The following is a 24,318-nucleotide window of genomic DNA, read 5'->3' as shown; positions in this document are numbered from 1 at the left end:
GATGCTATATGAGATAACTTTACATGATATATGTTTCGCCAGAAATGAGAATGATAAATATATTTTTAAAAATTTAAATATCCATATTAGTAGGGATAACGGGATTATTATTATTTTAGGATCATCCGGGCTAGGAAAAAGTACTCTTCTTTACCTTTTAAACGGTTTTTTACTAGCAGAGAGCGGTTTTGTTCGAGTTAATGAAATTGAAATTAAAAAAGGCGTTAACTTTGATTTCAACAAATTTCGCACTACAATGTGTAGTTTAATGTTTCAACACTATCCTTTAGTCAACTGGTTAACGTGTGAGGAAAATTTGCTTTTAGTTACAGCTAATATGGATAAAATAAATTATTATTTAGATTATCTTGATGTTTTAGGGATTAAGAATAAATATCCACCTAATATATCTTTTGGACAAAGACAACGGGTTTCTTTAATTCAAATTCTTCTAGCAGAAACAGGTATTAAGCTTCTTGATGAACCGACTTCTGCGCTTGGTAATGATAATAAGTATAATATTATTGAGTTAATAAAAAAAAATAGTGTAGTTAATAATAATCTAATAATTATAGCTACTCATGATAGAGATATTTGTGGTTATGCTAATGAGACATACAAAATTCAGAATCAAAATGTAAAAAAAATAAAATAATAGGGTTATACTAAAGAGTCCAGGTGTTAATGCCTGGATTTATGATTTTTAAATGATTTTGTTTTGGTGATAGAATTATTTTTGGTTCAAATCCAGGTTGAATAATTAGTTATTGATTTATTTGATTTATATAAAGTGCCAGTTCAGTCCGGTTATTTAATTCTAATTTAGCCATAATCTTTGTAACATAATTTTTTACAGTGCCCTCTGTTAGGAATAGCTTTTTAGAAATAGATTTGTTACTTTTACCAGCAGCGACTAATTTGGCAACATCCATTTCTCTGTCTGTTAGTGATTTAAGTTTTTTATCATCTTTTAAACTTTTATTTTCATTATTTAATGAATTTAAAATTTTTTTAGTAACATCAGGATTAAGTAATATATTTCCTTTATAAGCTGTTTTAATAGCATCAATTAGGACATCAGAATCGGAATCTTTTAAGATATAGCCATCAGCCCCATTTTTTAGCCCGTTAAATATAAACTCGTCCTCATTAAAAGTAGTTAGAATGATTATTTTTATATCAGGATATTTTTCTTTAATCAGTTTGGTTGCCTCAACTCCATTCATGACAGGCATCCTAATGTCCATAAGGACAACATCAGGTATCTTTTTGGGGATCATTTCAAGTGCCTGTTTACCATTCTCTGCTTCCCCCAGAATATTTATTTTATCATCAAGGCTTAGTATCATCTTTATACCATCTCTTACAATTGGCTGATCATCGACAATTATAGTGTTAATCATTTATATTTGCCTCCCTTATTAAATTAAGATTATCTCATTCTTTTTTTTATTTTAAGAATATCTACTTAATATCATATAATTTTATATTTTCTGGTGTATGGGAATTTTTACTTTTGTTAAAAATCCTTCGTTTTTATGACTGTCAAAGTCAACATAACCACCTAGAGTTTTTATCCTATTTTCTATCCCCTTTAAACCATTTGACATAGTAATTTCATCACAACCGATACCATTATCCTTAATTATTAATGTTAAGTTATTATTTTTTATAAATAGTTTTAGTTTAAATAATGTTGCGTTTCCATGTTTTATACTATTTGTTAAGCTTTCTCTAACTGTCTTATAGAGACAGAGCTTAAAGTCAGGATTTAAGGATTCTAAATCTTCATTCATTATTAAATCAATTTTTATATTACCTAATGTTGAAAATTTATCTATAAGTTCATTTATAGAATTTTTTAGGCTTTCAATATTGCGTTCTTTCTTTAGGACATCAACAGCCTCCCTTAATTTGGCTGTACTAGATTTTGCAATATTCCTTGCTTTTATAATAACTTTTTGTGCTTTTTCCGGGTTCTTGGTAAAAGTTTTTTCTGCGAATTCTAGATGCATTATTAAGGCTGTCAATGAATGGCCCAGAGAATCATGAATTTCCTGGGCAACTCTTTCTCTTTCTCTGGCGATAGAAAGTTCTTCAATCTTTTGTGAGTATTCTTGTAATTTTATATTTGATAGTCTCAATTTTTCATTTAGTTTTTTTGTTTCTTCTTTCTCTATATGTATAGAATGATATATATATATGAGATAAATAATACTAAAGTAAAGAAAAAATGCTATCCCAATCTGGATTAAATTTTGATAAATAACTCCTTCCAGATTATTTACAATAACTACAATTAAATACAAAGTACAATGAATTAACAGAAACAACAATTGCTTTTTTTTATTTTTGATATAAAAAATTTCGTTTACTTTAGAAAAATAATAATAACCTATTATTAATAAAGTGGGTGTTAAGCAATTTAATATAGCTGCTAAAATTATGGATAGAGCAAGTGAATAATAGTACCATTTCTTTATCATCATTTCATTAGTGTTTCTTAAGAACTCATTTGCTATTAATAATAAGAATAAGATAGAAAATATAATAGTTTGAATATAATTCAAACTATTATAAATCTGATAGTATGTTATTAATAGGATAAAAGAACCTATTATTATTTTAATGTATTTATTATTTATTAAATATTTATTCTGCTCAGTCATTTATCAAATTTCCCTCCTAATTGTTCTATTAAAATTATATCATCCAGGAAAGAATTTTAAAATATTACTTAAGTAATATGTAATATAGTGCCTAAAGTTACTATATAAAGAATGGAATAATTAGTTATACTCTATATAAAATCCAAAATATAGATTAAGAATTAGTAATTATCTCCTGTATCATCAAAATTACCATAAAGAAGTATAAAAAATAAGGATAATGGGGTGGGGGAGTTAATGAATTTAATGGAATTAAAAAATATCAATAAAGTTTATTGTCAGGGAAAATCTGAGGTAGTTGCTTTGAAGGATATAAATTTAGTAGTAGAAAAAGGTAAATTTACTACTATATTTGGTCCTGCTGGTTCAGGGAAGACAAGCTTACTGAACATAATTAGTTGTTTAGATAAACCTAGCAGTGGCAAATTTCTTTTTGATGGTAAAGAGTTATCTAGCTTTGGGAAACAAGATTTAGACTTATTTAGGGAAGATAATATTGGGTATATTTCTAGTGATTTTGATTTAATACCATATATGACTGTCTATGAGAACATAGAATATGCTGCTAGATTGGTAGAAAAAAATAATATAAAATCAAAAAATAAAGTAATGCAAATTTTACAATATGTTGAACTATATGACTTGAAAAACAAAAGGCCAAATGAATTATCCAGTGCTCAGAAAAAACGGGCAGTAATAGCTGTAGTTATGGTAAAAGAACCTGTATTAGTATTATTAGATGAGCCGACTATTAATTTGGATTCAAAAACCGCTGATCAGATTATGGAGATAATAGTCAAAATAAATGAAGATTTAGGAACTACCATTATTTTTTCCACCCGGGATCTTCAAATGATTGATTATGCTTATAAAATAGTTGGAATTAAGAACGGCAAGATAGCTGATGACGAAAAAGAAAGTTGGATATATTATTATGGATTACCTACCTGGTTTTTTTTCCTTGTAAACAACAAATATTGAACCATAATTTTAGAAATTTGGGTAGGTTCTGTCTATTAATAAGATTAGTTTGTTGTTCAATTATTCTGTTAATCAGGAACTGGTAGAGCAGAGATATGGGGTGAAAGAAAGCGTATTAATAAGATTGGTAGAGCATTAATTAAATTTTTCAACATAATAACTCATAATATCAGTTAAAATAAATGATTCATATATTTCAAAAGGAATTTCTTGACTATCATGTATACAAAATGATGTAGCATTTATTTTTAATAATGGTGTATTAACGTCAGCATTTAATTTATTATAGATATAATCATTACCTGTAGTTGCATTAATTGTTTGAGTAGCACGAGTAAAGTTTAAGTTATAAAAAGACTTTAATATCTCATATAAAGAGTTGTTACTAAGATCAAAATAATTAAGTTTAGGAAACAGTTTTTGAGGTAATATAGATTTATTTAAACAAAATGGATTTCCATTTGAAGAATATAAGCACTTTATTATATATACATCATCTTTTATATTTATATTTAGTTTATCAGCAATTTTATTTTCTGGTTTTGATATTGTTAAGGAAATTAATAATTTAGATGGAGTTTTTCCTTGATGTAATATAGCTTCTGTAAAGCTATGTATTTTTGGTATTCCTTCAGCTGGAGATTTAGCTTTTACAAAGCTACCTTTGCCTTTCATTTTATATAGATACCCTTCTAGAACTAACTCATCAATTGACTTTCTAACAGTAACTCTGCTTACACCATATTCATCACATAATTCATTTTCTGAAGGTATTATCTGATTGGGCTTTAATTCAGAATTATTTATTTTTTTTATTAAATCTAATTTAATCTTTTCGTATTTTGGTAATTTCTTATTGTTTTTCATTTTAACCCCCGTTTTCCTGTGTCTTAGATGGTAATCAATAATACTTTTATTTAATACATCAATCCATGAGAGTCGAAAGTAGTATTTGTCTATCTGTTATACAAATATATTAAAATTTACTCGTGAAGTGAAACATTTTTCTAACAATACAGACCTTTGTTCAATTATAACAATTTTAAAGAGTAAAGTTCAAGAAAAAAACATAAAAATTTGCCCTGCCTTTCGGCTAGATACTGGACGATATATACTAACTCAGGAGTGCCCAATGGGACGATAAAATATTAAACGAATCGAAAAACTAATGAAAGTGATTAATTTTTAATGTTAAATCTAAATAAGGTTTAGCATTTTGTATATAACATATATAATCAGATTGCATTTACCCCAAATTATAAAAGTATAGAAAAACTACAAAAACGAGAGAAAAATATCTGAAATTTGTGTTTAATTTAATTAGGGGACTTAAATTTAATATTGACATATGGAATGGAAACTCGTATAATTAAAAAAACAATACATGTTGTATTACTTAGTCATAATAACAAGTTGTATTAAAAATTGAACGGGGTGATAAATAGTGAGAAATAAGATGGCAGGGGTACTTTATGGAATGGCATTAGGAGATGCAATGGGAATGCCTGCAGAGTTATGGGGAAGGAATAGAGTAAAAGCTTATTTTGGTAAAATTGAAGGGTTTTTAGATGGACCAAAAGAAAATGAAGTGGCATTTAACTATAAGAGAGGGCAATTTACTGATGATACTGGACAAGCTCTTGTTTTATTAGATTCCATTAAAAATACAGATTTTAAACCTTCACCACAGGATATTGCAACAAGACTTTTAAAGTGGGCAGAAAAGGAAAGTGCTTTCGAAAATAATATTTTAGGACCTACTTCAAAAGTGGCATTAGCTAATTTTAGAGATGGATTAAATGCAAAGAAAGTAACAGATCAAGCATTATCAAATGGTTCAGCTATGAGAATTGCACCAATTGGATGTCTTTTTAAAGCTGAGGATAAAGAAAGATTGGCTCAATTTGTATATGGAGTTTCTCAGGTTACACATACTAGTGATATAACTATAGCTGGAGCAGCTATGATTGCAGTTGCTGTTAGTTCTGCTATAGAGAATGATGATTTTCAAATTGTTTTAAAAGATATATTTGATATGGAACCTATTTCAAGGATTTTAGGTGTAGAAACATATAGCCCTTCATTAACAGAGAGAATAAAAATAGGAATTGAAATTGCAGATAAATATAAAGGAAATGATGATAAGTTCTTAGAAAAACTATATGATATAGTAGGTGCAGGAACAAATATTAGTGAATCTGTTCCTTCAGCAGTTACAATTGCTTATTATGCACAAGATCCTAATAAATCTTGCTTACTTTGTGCAAATTTGGCAGGAGATACAGACACCATAGGGGCTATGTCAACTGCAATTTGTGGAGCACTTAAAGGTGGTAAATTTATTAAGAAAGAATATATTGATGTTTTAGAGAAACAAAATAATTTAAATTTTAATGAATATATTGATATCTTGATGGAAGGAAGGAACTTTATCTAATGAAAACTTTAGTTATTGGTGCAGCTATAGTAGATATTATTATGAAGATACCAAGATTACCTAAAAAGGGTGAGGATATCTTTTGTAATGAAAGAACATTATCTATAGGTGGATGTGCTTATAATGTTGCAAATATTTTATATAATTTTGATATTGATCATGATTTATTTGTGCCAGTAGGTGATGGAGTATATGCAGATATTATAAAGAAAAACTTAAAAGCAAAGAACTACAAGGTATTAGTGAATGATTCAGAAATGGATAGTGGTTATTCTTTATGCTTAGTTGAAGATGATGGAGAAAGAACATTTATAAATGTAAAGGGAATAGAAGGAAAGTATAAGAAAAAGTGGTTTGATGATCTTAATATGGAAGAATATCAATATATATATGTTGCAGGATATCAGGTTTGTGGTAAAAGTGGGAAAACAATATCACACTGGTTAACAGAACAAGAAAATAAAAATATTTTTTTTGCACCCGGACCAGTTATAACTGAAATAGAAGAGAGTGTTATGAAGAGAATTTTTTCAACTAGACCTATCTTACATTTAAATAAAAAAGAAGCTTTAGATTTTACAGGTAAAGACAGTGTGGAAGATAGTATTTTGGCTTTATATGAATTAAATAAAAATAATGTATTTATTACAATGGGAGGTGATGGGACTTTATTTTATGATGGAAATAAAACTACCCAAATGAAAGGGGAAAAAGTTAAGGTAGTAGATACAATCGGAGCAGGCGATAGTCACATAGGAGCTATTATTTCAGCATATTCAATGGGATATGATTTTAATTATGCTTGTATATTAGCAAATAAAGTAGCAGGAAAGATAGTGCAAGTACAAGGGACTAAAATTGATAAAGAATCCTTTGATAAATTACAATTTTTAGTTTAGCAAAGAAACAGTAATTATATTTTATTAATAAATGGGAGGACAATTAAAAATGGAGAAAATAAAAAATTATTTTAGTGATTGGTCAATATATGAAGAATTATGGCTTGCATTAGTCTGTACTATTATGATAAGTGTATGGTATTTAAATGGAGATACCCCATTCATGTTGATATTAAGTCTTACAGGAAGTCTTAATTTGGTTTTGGGTGCCAAAGGAAAAGTAACTGGACTTTATTTTGCAGTGATTAACAGTCTTTTATATTCATATCAGTGTATGGGAGTAAAGCTTTATGGTGAAGTTATGTACAATCTTATATATAGTATACCTGTTAGTATTATTGCTATTTACTTATGGAAAAAGAATACAAAGAGTAATGGGCAAGTGTGTTTTCGCACAATGACACCTAAGTTGATGGTAATGATATTTATAGGTACTGTAGCAGGAATTTTTGGATATTCAGGAATATTGAAGGTAATGGGAGGAAACCTTCCATTTATGGACTCTCTTACTACAGTAGTTTCTGTTATAGCTAGTATACTTTACCTTATGAGATTTTCTGAACAATGGCTAATGTGGGTTGTTGTAAATGCTTTATCTATTGCAATGTGGATAATGGTATACATGTCAGGGGATAAGACAGCTCTTATAATTATAGTTATGAAGATTACAAATTTACTTAATTCTTCATACGGTTATTATAACTGGAAAAAGATTGCGTTAAATAAAAAATATGCAACAACTTAAAATTGCTATTAAAAATCTTTTTTATATTTTGTCATATTAAAATTATAGTTAATGGGGTGACATTAATACAAAAGCCTTACCATTTATGGTAAGGCTTTTGTATTAATTTTAGCACAAAAAAAAATATATATGAAGGCAGGAAATATTGATGTTTTAGAAAAATATAATAATTATATGGGAAAAAATGAAAATAAAGTAAGGCCTTAGTCTTTAAAAAGGAGGAATTAAATAAGAATAGTGGTCAAGTGGTTTATCGTTTTGAGAAGGATATGTTACCTATTATTCATAGTTTTTATAACAGAATAGATAAAGGGATATTCAATAAAAAAGGTTTTTTAAGGGGGAAGAGAATTATTAAGAAAATATTATGGAAAAAGGTGAGATACAGATTTATATTTGTAGTGGTTGTTTTCCTTTGTTTTATGTCTTTAACTGGAGCTGTTCAGAATGGATTAACATTAAATTATGTACAGGGAAAAGATAATAATATATCTGAAGTGAAATTAGATTTTATCAATGATAAAAGTTTATCTATTGAAGAAAAGGTTAATAAATTAATTGATTTAATGACTCTGGAAGAAAAAATTGGTCAGATGACACAGGCAGAAAGAGACGCTGTTAATGTTGGGGATATCAAAAACTATTATCTGGGGTCAATTCTGAGTGGTGGGGGTTCAGTGCCATATCCTAATGAAGCTTCCAACTGGGTAGAAATGTATAATAATTTTCAAAAGGAAGCTATGAATTCTCGTTTAAGAATACCTATTCTCTATGGTATTGATGCCGTACATGGTCATAATAGTGTAAAAAATGCAACAATATTTCCTCATAATATTGGTATAGGGGCTACCCGAGATTCCAAGTTAGTTAAAAAAATAGCTAAAATAACTGCTGTCGAGGTACGAGCAACAGGTTTAGACCTCAATTTTTCCCCATCTGTTGCTGTAGCACGTGATGAAAGATGGGGAAGGACTTATGAAAGTTTTGGGGAGACATCTGAATTACAGGAACTACTTACAGCAGCATATATTAAAGGCTTACAGGGTGAAGATACCGAAATGGGTGGAGAGTATGTTATTGCTACGGCCAAACACTATCTTGGTGATGGTGGAGTAGAATTAGGGACGGGCCAAGACGGTCTTCTTGATCGTGGTGATGTTTCTGTGTCTGAGGAGGTATTGAGAGGAATACATATGCAGGGTTATTTGAAAGCAATAGATGCAGGAGTGGGTTGTATTATGGTTTCTCATAGCAGTTGGCAGGGAACTAAGATGCACGCCCAGCAATATTTGATTACTGATGTTTTAAAAGAGGAATTAGGGTTTGATGGTATAGTACTTTCTGACTGGAATTCGATTCATGATATAAAATTGCCATCTTATTATGAGCAGGTTGTTAAATCGGTTAATGCTGGTATAGATATGTTTATGGAACCTTATGACTGGAAAAGATTTATTAGCACTTTAAAAGAAGCTGTAGTATCTGGTGATATAAGTGGAGATAGGATCAATGATGCAGTAAGTAGGATCTTGACTATTAAATTTAAAGCAGGCAAGTTTGCAGAGCCTTTTGTTGATCCCAAACAGGTAGACTTTAATGTAATTGGTTCTAGTAAACATAGAGAGGCTGCGCGTGAAGCAGTAAGGAAATCTCTAGTATTGTTAAAAAATAAAAATGGGGTATTACCTATTTCCAGGAGTGCAAATATTTATGTTGCAGGGAGTAATTGTGATGATATAGGCAGTCAATGTGGTGGATGGACTCTTTCCTGGCAGGGTAGTACAGGAGATATAACTGAGGGTACTACTATTAAAGAGGGGATTAAAAATGCTGTTAAAGGTAGAGGGAAAGTAGTAGCTAGTCTTGACAATGCCGACATTGCAATTGTGGTAATTGGTGAAAACCCATATGCTGAATGGAAAGGAGATGACCCTGATCTGTCATTGAGTAAAGCCGATATAACTACTCTAAATAAGGTCAAACAGGCTGGGATACCAATCGTAGTGGTTATGGTTTCTGGTCGCCCTCTAATAGTAAGTAATTATATTGATGACTGGGATGCTTTTATAGAGGCCTGGCTACCAGGTTCAGAAGGGCAGGGAGTGGCAGATGTAATTTTCGGTGATTATAATTTTACAGGTAGACTACCAATAACCTGGCCAAAGCATGTATCACAATTACCTATTAACTATGGTGATAGGCAATATGATCCTCTTTTTGAATATGGCTATGGATTAGTCATGGATTTGTAAATAAAGAGGTGATATAAAAACAAGTAAAAATAAAAAAACTGTCAGGGAGAATCTGAGGTAGTTGCTTTGAAGGATATAAATTTAGTAGTAGAAAAAGGTGAATTTACTACTATATTTGGTCCTTCTGCTTCAGGGAAGACAAGCTTATTGAACATAATTAGTTGTTTAGATAAACCTAGCAGTGGTAAATTTCTTTTTGATGGTAAAGAGTTATCTGGCTTGGGGAAAAAAGATTTAGATTTATTTAGAGAAAATAATATTGGGTATATTTCTAATGATTTTGATTTAATACCATATATGACTATCTATGAGAATGTAGAATATGCTGCTAGACTGGTTGAAAAAAATAATATAAAATTAAAAAATAAAGTAATGAAATTTTACAATATGTTGAACTATATGACTTGAAAAACAAAAGACCAAATGAATTATCCAGTGCTCAGAAAAAACGGGCAGTAATAGCTGTAGTTATGGTAAAAGAACCTGTATTAGTATTATTAGATGAGCCGACTATTAATCTGGATTCAAAAACCGCTGACCAGATTATGGAGATAATAATCAAAATGAATGAAGACTTGGGAACTACCATGATTTTTTCTACCCGGGATCTTCAAATGATTGATTATGCTTATAAAATAGTTGGAATTAAGAACGGTAAGATCGGTAACAACATAGAATTTGAAAGTTGGATGTATTATTATGGATTGCGCGAATGTCTTTTTTTCTTATAAATAAGAAAGATCGAACTATAAGTTTAGAAGATGGTATGCTGGAAGAAATAATGTAACCCTGTTGACAGACAGAAAGGTAGTTATAAAATATAAAAACGAAAGTTCAAGATGATTAATTTTCTTGACCTTTCGTTATTTAAGATTCAATAGTATTTTAATTCTTACCTGGCAAGGGCCTTGATGTTTATCTGGTTAATTTCATAGGTATCCAGTAGTTCAATATTATTATCCAGTTTGCCTGCTTCATGATCATAGATTTTCCTTACTGCTATCTTGGCAAATAGTTCCTGACGTTGGGCAACTATCGCATCTACTACCCCTTCCTGTAATAGTTGTAGGTTTTCTGGAATATTATCAAAGCCGATAAAAGACTTATTACTTAGCTCCATCCTGTTTTTAAGTTTTTTAACCAGATCAACATAGTTTGCTTCTATACCGGCCATAAGGTCAAATTGGGGGTATTGTTTAACAAGGTATTCCATATTTCTCAGTCTTTCCTTACTATTTGTATAACCTGATTCAATAGCCATAATACTTATTCCCCTGTATTTCTTCAGGACATCTTTAATCCCCTGCATACGGTCTATCATATTACTCTGTTTTTCATTGATCATACTTAAGATAATATTAGCATGAGCAGTAGTTTTAAGGTTTTTAACGATTACCTCACCTACATTAACCCCGGCAGCATAATTATCAGTGCCGATAAAGCTGAGTCTCCGGCTTTCTGGTGCATCAGAATCAATACAGATTGTTTTGATACCTTTTTTATCCAGCTTGTTTATAACCGGAATAAAGGCTTCATTGTCAGCAGGTGTAAGTATTAAGTAATCAATTTCCTTTTCTTCCAGTTCTTTAACCAGCTTTAACTGGGCATTAAAGGTCTGGTTTCCTGATTCAGGGCACTTTATTATAAATTCATAACCATAACGATGGGCGGTTGACTTTCCATTTTCAATCATTTTTTTAATAAAGGGGTGTTTTTCGTCAAGTGTGTGGACAAATCCTATTTTTTTTACTTTTTTCTGCTGTCTTCTGACTTTATAATCACTGATACCTTGCTCAACACCTTCCACAGTATTTTTTAGTCTTTCAGCAAGGTCAAAGAGTGTTGCATTAGATTCTTTCTGCATCTTACTATTTGAACTGGCCTCCTCAGTAGAGGCAGCAGATTCCTGGGAAACAGAGGCTATGTCTGTAATAGCATTTACTACAGAATCCTTGGTACTGCGTATGTTCGCTACATTATCTTTAAGTACTGCCAGTTCCTCTACAAAGTTCTTTACTGCGGTATTAATTTTTTCAAAGGCATCATTTACCTGATCAGCTGCATTTAACTGGAGTTCTGCTTTTTCAGTTAGTGTATTGATGATATTGATGGTATCATCTATCTTTTTATTGATTGTTTTTACATTTTTCCCTATTTCTTGAACAGATTTATCACTCTGTTCGGCCAGCTGTCGGATTTCCTGGGCGACTACGGCAAATCCCTTGCCTGACTCCCCGGCCCTGGCAGCCTCTATAGAGGCATTAAGAGAGAGGAGGTTAATCTGGTTGGAGATTGAACCTATTGCAGAAACGATCTTATCTGAGCTGTCAGCACTCTTTTTTAATTCATCTGTAATAGTGATGGCTTTAGAGAATACCCCCTGCATTTCATTACTTTTTTCCATGGAGACTGAAACACTCTTTGTGCCGTCACTACTGATTTCTTTAAGGTTATTGACTCCTTCTTCTGTCTTATTGACAGTATTAAACATCTCTTCAAAACTATTAGATAGACTGAGCAGGTCTTTCATACAGTTTTCGGTCTCTACTGCCTGTTGTTCAGCCCCTTTGGCTATGTAATTATTGATATCAATCATGGTTTTAGATAAATCTGTGGATTCGTTGGCAGTTTCGGTGACAACACTGGATAATTTGATGATTTCTTCTACAGAATCTTTAAACTCTATAATAGTTCTGGTGAATTCATTAAAAATATAGTATAAATCAGGGTTTATTCTATGCACTTCTTCGATGGATTTATCTTTTAATAAGTCCTTATTCTTTATCTTTTCTGAAATTACTTTTGTATAATCATTTTTATCCTTTGAAAATATGTATATTGATCCTAGATAAGCAGTTATACCGACAATCAGAAATACATTACCCAGACCTATATAAAACTGTCTAAAAACAAAACCTATCAGCAGAAACACAGCTACTGTCCCCAATATAATCTTTCTTTGCATAAAATTCCCCTCCGTGTTTATTATCTATAATATTAAGGAATAAAAGGATGAATTGTAAAGCAGTGAAGTATTGGATTCAAGTGAATTGTGAAATTGCTGTTAAAAGAAGTTCTGCATATTTTAGATAATTTTTAAAATTACATATATTACTATAATTCTAGGTGAAAGATTAATTTCCTGCATTTGATAAAATTTACTTTAGAAAATAACTTATGTGGATGAATTATCAAAAAAAATTTATTGATAAAAGGTTACTTTATCCTTGCTCCCTATAATCATTATTTTTATATTTTTCCAGAGATATCTGGTAGAGGGTATTATGACTACAGGTTTAAAAGGGTAATTAATAAAAGAGAAATACTTGGCAGAATACTTAAAATAAATTATACTTAAGTTACATAATAATTAGGAGGGAATTAAATGCAGTCAATATCATTAAGTGAAATAGAGGGTTTTGAAATTGGGATGGCCCAGGATGATAAAGGGGGCAGCGGGTGTACAGTAATTATCTGTCCAACAGGAGCTACTGGTGGTGTTGATGTCAGGGGTGGTTCCCCAGGGACCAGGGAGACAGACCTGTTAGACCCTGTTAATTTAGTAGAAAAAATCCATGCCGTAGTTTTAAGTGGTGGTAGTGCCTTTGGGCTTGATGCAGCAGCAGGGGTAATGGAGTATCTGGAAGAAAAAAACTGTGGTTTTGATGTAGGGATAGGCAGGGTGCCAATTGTATCAGGAGCTGTTTTATTTGACCTGGGGGTAGGTGATTTTAAAAAACGGCCTGATAGGGAAATGGGATATCAGGCCTGTCAGCATATTTACAGAGAGAAAATACCGAATGGAAACTTTGGTGCTGGTCTAGGTGCCACGGTTGGCAAATACCTGGGTATGGAAAGGGCTATGAAAGGTGGCCAGGGTACATATGCCTGCCAGGTTGGCAGACTCAAGATTGGGGCAGTAGCAGCGGTTAATTGCTTTGGAGATGTTATTAACCCTGAGAACAGAAGTGTAATTGCAGGGGCTTTAAAGGAAAATGGTCAAGAAGTGATAAACTCTGAAAAAGCATTAATAGCCTGTCTACTGCAGGGTGATACTGCCTTCAGTGGTAATACAACAATTGCTGCAGTCTTAACAAATGCTAAAATCAGTAAATCCCAGGCAAATAAGATTGCCAGTATAGCCCATGATGGTTATGCCCGGACTATGAGACCTTCTCATTCTTTAGTAGATGGTGATACAATTTTTACTATGGCAGCAGGGGAAGTGGAGGTAAATATAAATCTTTTAGGGATGCTGGCAGCTGTAGTAATAGAAAAAGCAGTTCTGAATGCAGTGAAAAATGCTGAAAGTCTCTTTGGCCTTAAATCATATGCTGACATAGGATAGCAAAATTTTAAGTAATTCCTGATTTGTGTGTAATAAATATCTTCTCAGTTATAAATGTAGACCTGGTACTATATTGGGAACGACCATTGAAAACTCATTTACAAATAATATTTTTTGAGTTATAATAGGTACAAAGTCTCATTTTTTGGTTTTTTTATTGGTGATCGATATTGCCTTTTTTGTTAATGTGATATATTATAAAGCTCAATAATAGTTAATTTGATAATGGTGGAGGGAGTGAGGTTTAGAGATGGAAATCAAGCAGCAGGAATTACTATCGATCTATGAGCAGTCCTTCCATTATATTCCACTGGCAATGGTTGTACTGGATGCGCAGGGAGAAGTAGTTTTATCAAATGAGGGTTTCGAGGAGATGTTTGGTTATTCAGAACTAGATTCAATAGGTCAAGACCTATCTGAATTGATAGTACCTCCAGACCTTCATCATGAAAATGAGACCTTATTGGAATTAGCTGCGGGTAAAAAGGAATTTAAAGAGTCCACCATTAGATCCAGAAAAGATGGTACTGAGATTGCAGTTTTGGTACGGGGATATCCCTTTAAAGTCTCTGCCAAAAAATCATATATGTTGAATATTTATCAGAGTCTATCTCAACTAACAGAGGTTAAAGCCGAGGAAAGCCAGAGGTTTTTCCATGATAGATTAACCGGCTTATATAATAGAAATTTTCTGGAAGAGGAAATTAAACGCCTTGACCATAAGCGTTACCTGCCTTTTTCTATTGTTATCGGTGATGTTAACGGCTTAAAACTCACCAATGATGTTTTTGGTCATAAGACAGGAGATAATCTATTAAGAGAAATTGCTCGTATTATTCAGCAAAGCAGCCGTCAGGGTGATCTGATCGGCCGCTGGGGTGGTGATGAATTTATAATCATCTTACCAGGAACATCTTATAAAGAGGCAGAGAAACTGCTTGAACGGATAAACAAGAAAGAAGTAAGGCTGGAGGGTGTTCTCTTTAAACCGGCAATCTGTTTTGGTATCGCTACTAAGCTTAGTGAAGAGGAGAGGTTTGAGCGAGTTTTGAAAAAAGCAGATGAGAATATGTATGAAAAAAAATTGATAAACCGGCCCAAATTTGAAGAACTGATCTTAAAGGAATTGTTAAATAAGTTGCATGCTGATTTAATACAGTTCCGTAAATACCTATCTCTGGTAATCAGGACTGCTGATAAATTTGGACAGGTTCTGGGGTTTAATGATAGTAAACTTAGAAAAATACGAAAACTGGCCAAATATTATGATATAGGCCGGGTTAACCCCGAAACAGTAGGAGATAACTATAAAATATCTGAGGCAGGTTATAATATTGCTAAAAACCTTAATGAATTAGCCCCTATTGCTGAGGAGATCTTAACTATTAGAGAAAATTGGGACGGCAGTGGTGGCCCTTATGGTCTAAAAGGTGAAGAGATACCATACCAGGCCAGGATGCTGGCTGTTGTAGATTATTACTACCGGCATAGTTTGCATAATAATAGACAAGTAATTAAAGAGCTTAAATCACTATCTGGTAACAAATTTGACCCTCAACTGGTTAGAGTCTTTCTTGAACAGGTTTTAGCTGAGAAATAGAAATAATACTGTCTTTAGATAACCTTCTTATGTAAAGTGAGGGGGTTTAGCGTTTTATTTTACTGAATATTATGATATACTTTATATACCTGATGTGCTACAGTGATTAACTAGGAGGAGTTATATGAGGGTATTTGATATAATGAGCAGGAAACCCATTACTTTATTCAGGCAGGATACAATTAACAGGGCGGCCCAGGTATTTCATAATAATAAAATCGATGGGGCACCTGTTGTGGATAATCAGGGAAAACTACTGGGTATATTTACTAAAAGCCATTTGATGGAGGTAATAATTGATAATTTAGATAGAGGTACTTTAGTAGAAGAACTAATGACCTGGGACCTGATTAAGATAAATGAAGATGAGCCTATTGAAAAGGCACTGGAGACTAATGTCGGTAGACTGCCGGTGGTTAATAGTGATAATGAACTAGTCGGGATATTAACTAGAACAGACCTGGTCAGGGGATTTTATCTACAGTCACAGGAGGTTGTAGGGGAGCTAACTACTATCCTTGATTCATCCCATAATGGCATTATTGCTGTTAATCAAGATGGTTTAATTATTACCTTTAATGCAGCTGCTGAAAAAATCATGGGGTGTAAATCAACAGAAGTATTGGGTAAACCACTGATAGATATCCTCCCTAATACAGGTTTGATAGGTGTTCTGGAAGATGAAAGAGAGGAGTCAGGTAAAAAGCTAAATATCGGTGATGTTACTGTTTTAACTAACCGGAGTTTAATCTATAAAAATGGCGAATTAAAAGGGGCTATGGCCATTTTTCAGGATATTTCTGATCTGGAAAAAATTTCAGAGGAATTAAACATAGTCAAGAATTTAAATAAGGAATTAGATGCTATAATTGAATCGGTCTCTGATGGTTTATATATTACTAATGGTAAGGGAGACACCATCAGAATTAATAGTAGTTATGAAAAAATAACAGGAATAAAGAGTGAAGATGTTTTAGGGAGAAATATGAGGGAACTGGTCGCTGAAGGAATATTTTCTGAATCAGTTACCTTTCAGGTTTTAGAGAAATGTGAGTCAGTGACAGTAATGCATGAACTTAAGAGTGGACAGAGGATTTTAAGTACAGGTAATCCTGTGTTTAATGAAGAAGGTAAGATAGTTAGGGTAGTAACTACAGCCCGTGATGTAAAGGAATTGAATCACCTAAAAGAGGAATTAGAAAAAACAAAACAGTTAAGCAAAAAATACTACTCTGAACTGGAAAAACTGCGTCTACAGCAGCTGGAACTGGATGATGTCGTAGTTAAAAGTGATAAAATGGAGAAGATTATTGACCTGGCCTTACAGATTGGGGGGGTAGACTCTACAGTTTTAATTACTGGTGAATCTGGTGTGGGTAAAGAAATTATAGCCAGAACAATTCATAAGTCCAGTAAGCGCAGTAAGAATTCTTTTATGAAGGTAAATTGTGGAGCGATCCCAGATAATTTATTGGAGGCTGAGCTTTTCGGTTATGAAAAAGGTGCTTTTACTGGTGCCAAGTCTGATGGGAAACCAGGGATTTTTGAACTGGCTGATAAAGGGACAATACTCTTAGATGAGGTTGGGGAATTACCGCTGAATTTACAGGTGAAATTATTACGTGTTTTACAGGAAGAAGAGATAATGCGGGTAGGGGGAACAGAGAGTATTAAGATTGATGTCCGTGTTCTGGCTGCTACTAACCGGGATTTGGATATAATGCTGCAGGAAGGGACTTTCAGGGAGGATTTATATTATAGGCTTAATGTGGTGCCGATTCATATCCCTCCTCTAAGGGAAAGGAAAGCAGATATTGCCCCTTTAAGTTATAATTTCTTAAATCAGTTTAACAAGAAATATAATATAAATAAGAAGATAGCCCTGGAGACTATTGAATACCTGGAATATTATAAGTGGCCTGGTAATGTCCGCGAATTGAAAAACCTGATTGAAAGGTTTGTGGTTATGTATAGTCAGGATATAATTGAGCCCAGGATTCTGCCCAAGAAGATAAAAGAGATGGAGAATAAAGAGACAGATATTAAGGTTACTGATATTATTCCCCTTAAAAAAGCAGTATCAAAGGTTGAGAAAGACATCTTAAAGATGGCTTTTGAGAAATGCAGTAGTACTTATGAAGTGGCCAGAGTTTTAGAAGTGAGCCAGCCTACAGTTGTGCGCAAAAGGAAGAAGTATATGATTTAAAAAGCCTGCTTAAAGCAGGCTTTTTTTTTAAAATATTTTTGGATTGTAGATAATTCTAACGACCGACAAATATATTTACTTCCCTTGTCATGCGCTTTGGCGTCCTGCCTTCGCTTGCTGTTGAGAAATTGTCTTCCGGTTCACTGACTCTTCTTTTTATAACGCATGGTCGAGTCAGTATTAGGCCATCGAGGCCAAGTTCCATGCCCCCAGACAATTTCTAGAGTCGTTCAGTAAGTATATTTGTCTGGTTTAAGATGATTTAGGATTGTTACTAAATAACTATAAATTGTGAAAGCGATTTTATTTATTCTTCTGTATAAAGTAATAATGAGGCAACGGTGATTTGTTTTTGAATCAATCGATACAATTATGAATTAAAAATAAAAACCTCTGCCTGTTTAAGGGGAAAGAGAGGGTTTTACCGGCGAGGATTAATTAGTGATACAATTTTAAATCATTATTATTCCCTAAATGCTGAATAGCTATTTTTTGGTAATTCAAAATAATAGTCCAGGGTTAGTTTCTGAGTTAATGTAAGGTAAATGGCAGGAAAATAGGTGTTTTGTTAATTTTTTTAATTGAAAATTCCTGTTTTTTCAGATTCTGGCACAGTTCTTGCTTTAAATATAAAATGAAGGATAGATATAAATTTTCAGTGTTTTTTGACAATACAATAAATATAATGATTTATCTAATTTATCTGGAGTGATGTTGGATCTAGTTAGATTATTATCAGGGAGGGGTATGATGAGTAAAACTGTAGAGGAAATTATCAATCTGGAGAGGGTTAAGGGTTTACTGGGTGATTTGGTGAGGATTCATAGTCCATTTTTTCATGAGGATGAAATAATGGAATATGTGTTTAACTGGTTCAAATCTAAAAATCTACCTGTTGATACACATAAATTTTATGAAAAGAAGATTACAGATTTTAAAGGAACCAACCTTGTCGGGAAATTGGAAGGTGAAGATGAAGGACCACAGGTAGTCTTAAATGGACACCTTGATACAGTAAATATATGTGATGGTTGGACAAGAGAACCCCTGGCTGCTGAAATTGAAGGAAACCGCATGTATGGTCTGGGTACCCTTGATATGAAGGGTGGGGATACTGCTATTATGCTGGCTGTCGAGGCTTTTTCCAGGACTGTAGAACATTTTAATGGTGAGATACTCTATACCCTGGTCTGTGATGAAGAAGGGCCATATGGTTTAGGAACAGATGCCCTGGTAATGGATGGGTATTATGATAATGCTGATGTATCAATTGTTCCAGAGCCCAGTGCGGCTTTTGCTGGTATAGATTTCCCTTGTTTATGTCTGGGGGCCAGGGGTGGCTGGAAATATACCGTTAATTTTAAAGGTAAATCTGCCCATGGGGCAAATCCTGAAAAGGGTATTAATGCGATTACAGAGGCCTCAAAAGTTATTGTAGAACTGGAGAAGTCCAAGCTTAAAGAACACCCAAAACTGGGAACAGGTTCGATCTGTATTATTGATGTTGAGGGTGGAGGAGCTCCACTTTCTGTTCCTGATACAGCTTCATTCTCTGTATTTAGACATGTTACCCTGGGAGAAGACAGAAACTATCTCAGACAGGAGGTTGAAAAAGCCATTGAGCGGGCTGATATAAAAGGTAAGGCAAGTATTTCTTTCCGGGATGCCCCTCATCCAGATTGTGCTGGTTTCCAACCCTATGTAGTCTCAGAAAGTAATCCCTATACCAGGGCCATTAAGGAGAGTATACAGGCTGCCACCTCTCAAGAGGCCAATATTGCTTATTTCTCTAGTGTTGGTGATTTTAATTACCTGGGTTCCAGAACAAAAATACCTACTTATGTGATGGGTCCATCAGGTGAAAATTATCATAGTGCAGATGAATATGTTGAGCTTGATTCTGTTGTTAAAACAGCCAATATAATTTATAATTTCCTGGTAAATGTATTGGTTTAACCCGAAAGTACTCCAAGGTCTAATCTGGAAAGATTTAATCTAAGGGAGGTGTTATCTGGCATAAAAACTGTTATTTATATTTTTATTTAAATTATAAAGGGGGAAAATATTTTGACTGAGGAAAAGATTAATCAGACAGATGCAAAACTGCCGAGTTTTGGCGGTGTATTGTTTGTTCTATTGTTTTTAGCTGTTGGAATGGCTATTTCAGTATTATGGTTAAGTATTCCTGTTCATGTAACACTGATTCTGACTATTGTTGTGGCTGCTTTAGTGGCTATGCAATACGGCTATACCTGGCAGGAGATTCAGGATGCAATGTTATACGGTGCTAATCTGGCCATGCTACCGATGTTAATCTTAATGATTATTGGTGTGGTTATTGGTACATGGGTTGCTTCTGGTACTATCCAGACTATTATTTATTATGGTTTATTAATCTTATCTCCATCATATTTCCTGGTGGCTGCTTCGATAGTAGTTGCTCTGGCTTCGATGTCTACTGGAAGTTCATATACTTCTGGTGGTACTGTAGGTGTTGCTATGATGGGAATTGGTGCTGGTCTAGGAGTACCTGCGGCCATGACGGCTGGTGCAGTAATTAGTGGTGCTATCTTGGGGGATAAAATGTCTCCACTTTCTGACTCCACAAACCTTGCTTCTGCTGTTGGTGAGGCAGATCTTTTTGACCACATTAAGAGTATGATGTATACAACAATACCTGCTTTTGTAATTGCTCTGATAGCATACTGGCTGCTTGGTTTATTTTATGTCCAGGGTACTGCCGATGCATCACAGGTAGAGTTAATTACTTCTACTTTAAGGGAGAGTTTTGTAATCAACCCAATCATGTTAATACCTCCTATTTTGGTAATAGTTATGGCCGTAAAGAAGGTTGCATCTCTGCCTACGATGATAGCTGCTTCACTGGTTGCTGCCTTACTGGCGTTAATCTTCCAGGGTTCAACTATTACTGAGATTACTAATGTAATGAATTATGGTTATACTGGTAGTACTGGTGTAGCAGAGGTTGATCAGATACTAACCCGTGGTGGTCTGCAGAGTATGATGTGGACAGTTTCCCTAGGGTTTGTTGGTGTTGGTCTGGGTGGAATATTGGAGAAGACCAAGATGTTAGAGGTCTTTTTGAGTAAATTTAGCAGCTTAGTAGCTAATACCGGTGGCTTAATTGCAACTACAGTAGTTTCAGCAATAGGCCTTAATCTGGCTACTGCTAGTCAGTATATGGCTATCATTATAACAGGTAGGATGGTAATACCTGAATTTAAAAAGAAGAAATTATTACCCAGGGTTTTATCAAGGACACTTGAAGATGCAGGAACTGTCTTTTCACCACTGGTTCCATGGGGATTGTGTGGGGTATTCTTTACTGGTGCCCTGGGTGTACCGACTACCCAGTATTTCCCATTTGTCTTTCTGGCTCTCTTTGTGCCGATTATAGCAGTAATCTACGGATTTAGTGGCTATGCCATCTGGTATGAGGGTGATTTTGATGACCCAACAGCCTATAGTGCCCAGGAAAATATTAAGTCCTAATAGAGTTAGCTGTATATAAAATATACAAAAATAATCTCTCTGTATATTTTTATATTACAGAGAGATTATTTTTTAAAAGAATTAGTGATGGTATAACTGGCATGGATAAATAAAGATTAAAAGGAGGGATCTAATGGGCAAGGTAATTAATCCAGAAGAGGTTAAGGATTATCTGGCAGATGAACAGACGATAATGGTAGGTGGGTTTATGGAATGTGGTGCCCCCCTTAAGTTGATTGATATTTTATTAGCTGAAGGGATTAAGGATCTAACCCTGATAGCCAATGATACAGGTTTTACAGATGGAAAATTTGGTAGTCTAATTGTAGAAAAAAGAGCCAGAAAGGTAATTGCCTCACATATTGGTTTAAATAAAGAAACAGGTTTGCAGATGAATAAGGGGGAATTAGAGGTAGAGCTTGTACCTCAAGGTACCCTGGCCGAGAGGATACGTAGCTATGGAGCAGGTCTTGGCGGCTTTTATACCCCGACAGGTGTGGGAACTGTGGTAGAAAAGGGTAAAAACAAGAAAGAAATTAATGGGAAAGAATATTTACTAGAACTGCCCCTGGGGGCTGATATTGCACTAATAAAGGCCTGGCAGGTAGACCAGGCGGGTAATATTATATATAGTAAATCAGCCAGGAATTTTAATCAGGTCATGGCTGCGGCAGCTGATATAGTGATAGTAGAAGCAGAAGAGATAGTACCAACAGGTGAACTTGATCCAAATCAAATTATGACCCCTGGCATCTTTGTTGATTATATAGTTGATTTTTCTTAAGTAATTTCAGGAAAGATTTTTAAAACTCTAAAATAAGGGTGTGATATGATGCGAGAAGTTGTAATTGTGAGTGCGGTGAGGACTGCGATAGGTTCATTTGGTGGTAGTTTAAAGGATATTGAGGTTACTGAACTGGGAGCTCTTGTTATTCAAGAATCCCTTAAAAGGGCTGGTCTTGACCCAGAGATGGTTGATGAGGTAATAATGGGTAATGTTCTCCAGGGTGGGCTCGGTCAGAATCCTGCCCGGCAGGCTGCTGTGAAGGCAGGGCTTTCCTATCAGATACCCAGTGTAACTATCAATAAGGTCTGCGGCTCTGGTCTGAAATCTATCAATCTGGCTGCCCAGGCAATATTACTTGGTGATGCAGATGTAATTGTCGCAGGTGGTATGGAAAATATGAGTAGGGCAGGTTATCTGGTGGAGAACATGCGCTGGGGTAACAAAATGGGTAACAGTAAGCTGGTGGATTTAATGATTAAGGACGGTCTCTGGGAGGCCTTTGAAGACTATCATATGGGAATAACAGCTGAAAATATTGCTGAACAGTGGAAACTGTCCCGTGAGGAACAGGATAAATTTGCTGCCTTAAGTCAGCAGAAAGCAGAGAAGGCTGTCGAGGAAGGTAGATTTAAAGAAGAAATTGTTGCTGTTGAGGTACCACAGAGGAAGAAGGAACCCCTTATTTTTGATACAGATGAGTATCCTCGAACCGGTACTACTGTAGAAAAACTGGCGCAACTAAGACCAGCCTTTAAAAAAGACGGTACTGTTACGGCCGGAAATGCCTCCGGGATCAATGATGGTGCTGCAGCTGTTTTATTAATGTCAGCTGAAAAGGCTGCTGCTCTGGGGATAACCACACTGGCCAGGATTAAGGCCTATGCCTCTGCAGGTGTTGACCCTAAAATTATGGGAACAGGACCGATTCCAGCTACCAGAAAGGCCCTGGAGAAAGCCGGTTTAAGCATAGATGATATTGAACTTATTGAAGCAAATGAGGCCTTTGCAGCCCAGTCCCTGGCAGTTTTACAGGAGTTGAAATTAAACCCTGAGATAGTTAATGTAAATGGTGGTGCTATTGCCCTTGGTCATCCAATTGGTGCCAGTGGTGCCCGGATACTTGTTACCTTACTACATGAAATGAAGAAAAGAGGAGTTAGTTCTGGTTTAGCAACTTTATGTATAGGTGGGGGTCAGGGTTGTTCTACAATAGTTGAAAGAGGGTGAATTACTTGAAGGCAAGAGAGAAGATAGCTAGACGTGTGGCCCGGGAATTTGAAGATGGGGATTTAGTAAATCTCGGTATTGGCCTGCCTACGATGGTTGCTGATTACATTGAGGATGATGTTGAGATAATACTACATTCAGAGAATGGTTTTGTCGGTCTTGGACCAGCTCCTGTAGAGGGTGAGGAAGATAAAGATATTACTAATGCAGGTGGGCAGCCGGTTACAATAAAAAAGGGTGGGGCATTTTTTGATAGTGTTAGCTCTTTTATGATTATTCGTGGAGGTCACCTTGATGCTACAGTACTTGGTGCTTTGCAGGTAGACCAGGAGGGAAATCTGGCCAACTGGATGATTCCCGGCAAGATGGTTCCAGGAATGGGTGGTGCTATGGATTTGACGGTAGGTGCCCGCCGGGTAATTGTAGCTACCCAGCATGTAACCAAAAAAGGCCAGGCCAAGATTTTGAAGAAATGTAACCTCCCTTTAACTGCCAGAAAAGAGGTTGATCTAATTGTAACGGAACTGGCTGTTATGGAATTTACTGAAAAGGGATTAGTACTTAAGGAAATAGCTAAAGGGGTAGATGTTGAAGAGGTAATAAAGAAAACAGAAGCTGAGTTAATTATAAGTGAGGACCTAAAAGAGTTTTAAC

Annotated in this window: 20 protein-coding genes and 1 pseudogene; 17 read left to right on the top strand and 4 right to left on the bottom strand. The window is 34.4% G+C overall.

The window, feature by feature from the left end; genetic code table 11:
- Position 1: 1 nt before the first annotated feature.
- A complete protein-coding gene (locus GM661_RS14710) occupies positions 2-655 on the top strand; it encodes an ATP-binding cassette domain-containing protein (protein WP_230867516.1) in 654 nt (217 codons plus the stop codon).
- Positions 656-764: 109 nt separating this feature from the next.
- Here the strand turns inward: GM661_RS14710 and GM661_RS14705 are convergent, their stop codons facing one another.
- Entirely contained in the window at positions 765-1,403 is a 639-nt protein-coding gene (locus GM661_RS14705) for a response regulator transcription factor (protein ID WP_230867515.1), read from the bottom strand.
- An 81-nt stretch (positions 1,404-1,484) separates the two neighbouring features.
- Positions 1,485-2,669: a sensor histidine kinase gene (locus GM661_RS14700; protein WP_230867514.1), complete on the bottom strand. Its 1,185-nt coding sequence runs from the start codon at positions 2,667-2,669 to the stop codon at positions 1,485-1,487.
- Between the two features lie 237 nt (positions 2,670-2,906).
- Here GM661_RS14700 and GM661_RS14695 point away from each other — a divergent pair, with 237 nt between their 5' ends.
- Positions 2,907-3,650, top strand: coding sequence for an ABC transporter ATP-binding protein (locus GM661_RS14695; RefSeq protein WP_230867513.1), 744 nt, complete (start codon positions 2,907-2,909; stop codon positions 3,648-3,650).
- A 135-nt stretch (positions 3,651-3,785) separates the two neighbouring features.
- Here GM661_RS14695 and GM661_RS14690 read toward each other — a convergent pair whose 3' ends face one another.
- Positions 3,786-4,517: a GntR family transcriptional regulator gene (locus GM661_RS14690; RefSeq protein ID WP_230867512.1), complete on the bottom strand. Its 732-nt coding sequence runs from the start codon at positions 4,515-4,517 to the stop codon at positions 3,786-3,788.
- A gap of 577 nt (positions 4,518-5,094) precedes the next feature.
- Between GM661_RS14690 and GM661_RS14685 the strand changes: the two genes are divergently transcribed.
- From GM661_RS14685 to GM661_RS18985, 6 genes are all read left to right on the top strand, one after another.
- Positions 5,095-6,087: an ADP-ribosylglycohydrolase family protein gene (locus GM661_RS14685; RefSeq protein WP_230867511.1), complete on the top strand. Its 993-nt coding sequence runs from the start codon at positions 5,095-5,097 to the stop codon at positions 6,085-6,087.
- Positions 6,087-6,986, top strand: coding sequence for a PfkB family carbohydrate kinase (locus tag GM661_RS14680; protein ID WP_230867510.1), 900 nt, complete (start codon positions 6,087-6,089; stop codon positions 6,984-6,986). The genes GM661_RS14685 and GM661_RS14680 overlap by 1 nt, the downstream gene beginning before the upstream one ends.
- A 49-nt stretch (positions 6,987-7,035) precedes the next feature.
- Positions 7,036-7,731: a nicotinamide riboside transporter PnuC gene (gene pnuC / locus GM661_RS14675; protein ID WP_125991408.1), complete on the top strand. Its 696-nt coding sequence runs from the start codon at positions 7,036-7,038 to the stop codon at positions 7,729-7,731.
- 422 nt (positions 7,732-8,153) lie between these two features.
- Positions 8,154-9,983 carry a glycoside hydrolase family 3 protein gene (locus GM661_RS14670; protein ID WP_230867509.1) on the top strand — a complete coding sequence of 610 codons (1,830 nt, stop codon included), beginning with the start codon at positions 8,154-8,156 and terminating at the stop codon, positions 9,981-9,983.
- A 66-nt stretch (positions 9,984-10,049) separates the two neighbouring features.
- On the top strand, positions 10,050-10,391 hold the full coding sequence (locus GM661_RS18990; RefSeq protein WP_269059894.1) for an ATP-binding cassette domain-containing protein: 342 nt from the start codon (positions 10,050-10,052) through the stop codon (positions 10,389-10,391).
- Positions 10,388-10,714, top strand: coding sequence for an ATP-binding cassette domain-containing protein (locus tag GM661_RS18985; RefSeq protein WP_269059893.1), 327 nt, complete (start codon positions 10,388-10,390; stop codon positions 10,712-10,714). Before GM661_RS18990 ends, GM661_RS18985 begins: the two co-directional genes overlap by 4 nt.
- A gap of 161 nt (positions 10,715-10,875) precedes the next feature.
- On the opposite strand, the gene GM661_RS14660 is transcribed toward GM661_RS18985, so the two are convergent.
- On the bottom strand, positions 10,876-12,948 hold the full coding sequence (locus GM661_RS14660; protein WP_230867508.1) for a substrate-binding domain-containing protein: 2,073 nt from the start codon (positions 12,946-12,948) through the stop codon (positions 10,876-10,878).
- Positions 12,949-13,201: 253 nt separating this feature from the next.
- Between GM661_RS14660 and GM661_RS19250 the strand changes: the two are divergent.
- The 9 genes and pseudogenes from GM661_RS19250 to GM661_RS14620 form a co-directional block, all read left to right on the top strand.
- Positions 13,202-13,291: pseudogene (locus tag GM661_RS19250) on the top strand (carbohydrate ABC transporter permease); the annotation flags it as partial.
- 77 nt (positions 13,292-13,368) lie between these two features.
- A complete protein-coding gene (locus GM661_RS14655; protein ID WP_230867507.1) occupies positions 13,369-14,331 on the top strand; it encodes a P1 family peptidase in 963 nt (320 codons plus the stop codon).
- Between the two features lie 250 nt (positions 14,332-14,581).
- Complete coding sequence (locus GM661_RS14650; protein WP_230867506.1) at positions 14,582-15,931, top strand: diguanylate cyclase domain-containing protein; 1,350 nt, start codon at positions 14,582-14,584, stop codon at positions 15,929-15,931.
- 124 nt (positions 15,932-16,055) lie between these two features.
- A complete protein-coding gene (locus tag GM661_RS14645; RefSeq protein ID WP_230867505.1) occupies positions 16,056-18,137 on the top strand; it encodes a sigma-54-dependent Fis family transcriptional regulator in 2,082 nt (693 codons plus the stop codon).
- A 750-nt stretch (positions 18,138-18,887) separates the two neighbouring features.
- Entirely contained in the window at positions 18,888-20,093 is a 1,206-nt protein-coding gene (locus GM661_RS14640) for a M20 family metallopeptidase (protein WP_230867504.1), read from the top strand.
- Between the two features lie 111 nt (positions 20,094-20,204).
- Positions 20,205-21,650 (top strand): Na+/H+ antiporter NhaC, encoded by a 1,446-nt coding sequence (nhaC, locus tag GM661_RS14635; protein WP_230867503.1) that lies wholly within the window; start codon positions 20,205-20,207, stop codon positions 21,648-21,650.
- A 133-nt stretch (positions 21,651-21,783) separates the two neighbouring features.
- Positions 21,784-22,434, top strand: a complete 651-nt coding sequence (locus GM661_RS14630; protein ID WP_230867502.1) for a CoA transferase subunit A — start codon at positions 21,784-21,786, stop codon at positions 22,432-22,434.
- A gap of 48 nt (positions 22,435-22,482) precedes the next feature.
- Entirely contained in the window at positions 22,483-23,664 is a 1,182-nt protein-coding gene (locus GM661_RS14625) for an acetyl-CoA C-acetyltransferase (protein ID WP_230867501.1), read from the top strand.
- Between the two features lie 5 nt (positions 23,665-23,669).
- Positions 23,670-24,317, top strand: coding sequence for a 3-oxoacid CoA-transferase subunit B (locus GM661_RS14620; protein ID WP_164522342.1), 648 nt, complete (start codon positions 23,670-23,672; stop codon positions 24,315-24,317).
- The last annotated feature ends 1 nt before the right edge of the window (position 24,318 follow it).

The organism is Iocasia fonsfrigidae (assembly GCF_017751145.1).
Lineage (GTDB): Bacteria > Bacillota > Halanaerobiia > Halanaerobiales > DTU029 > Iocasia > Iocasia fonsfrigidae.
This window is presented reverse-complemented; position numbering and strand designations above follow the sequence as displayed.

Coding starts and splice junctions, on each gene's coding strand:
- GM661_RS14710 (WP_230867516.1), top strand. CDS start 2: ATGCTATATGAGATAACTTTACATGATATATGTTTCGCCAGAAATGAG.
- GM661_RS14705 (WP_230867515.1), bottom strand. CDS start 1,403: ATGATTAACACTATAATTGTCGATGATCAGCCAATTGTAAGAGATGGT.
- GM661_RS14700 (WP_230867514.1), bottom strand. CDS start 2,669: ATGACTGAGCAGAATAAATATTTAATAAATAATAAATACATTAAAATA.
- GM661_RS14695 (WP_230867513.1), top strand. CDS start 2,907: ATGAATTTAATGGAATTAAAAAATATCAATAAAGTTTATTGTCAGGGA.
- GM661_RS14690 (WP_230867512.1), bottom strand. CDS start 4,517: ATGAAAAACAATAAGAAATTACCAAAATACGAAAAGATTAAATTAGAT.
- GM661_RS14680 (WP_230867510.1), top strand. CDS start 6,087: ATGAAAACTTTAGTTATTGGTGCAGCTATAGTAGATATTATTATGAAG.
- pnuC (WP_125991408.1), top strand. CDS start 7,036: ATGGAGAAAATAAAAAATTATTTTAGTGATTGGTCAATATATGAAGAA.
- GM661_RS14670 (WP_230867509.1), top strand. CDS start 8,154: ATGTCTTTAACTGGAGCTGTTCAGAATGGATTAACATTAAATTATGTA.
- GM661_RS14660 (WP_230867508.1), bottom strand. CDS start 12,948: ATGCAAAGAAAGATTATATTGGGGACAGTAGCTGTGTTTCTGCTGATA.
- GM661_RS14655 (WP_230867507.1), top strand. CDS start 13,369: ATGCAGTCAATATCATTAAGTGAAATAGAGGGTTTTGAAATTGGGATG.
- GM661_RS14650 (WP_230867506.1), top strand. CDS start 14,582: ATGGAAATCAAGCAGCAGGAATTACTATCGATCTATGAGCAGTCCTTC.
- GM661_RS14645 (WP_230867505.1), top strand. CDS start 16,056: ATGAGGGTATTTGATATAATGAGCAGGAAACCCATTACTTTATTCAGG.
- GM661_RS14640 (WP_230867504.1), top strand. CDS start 18,888: ATGAGTAAAACTGTAGAGGAAATTATCAATCTGGAGAGGGTTAAGGGT.
- GM661_RS14630 (WP_230867502.1), top strand. CDS start 21,784: ATGGGCAAGGTAATTAATCCAGAAGAGGTTAAGGATTATCTGGCAGAT.
- GM661_RS14625 (WP_230867501.1), top strand. CDS start 22,483: ATGCGAGAAGTTGTAATTGTGAGTGCGGTGAGGACTGCGATAGGTTCA.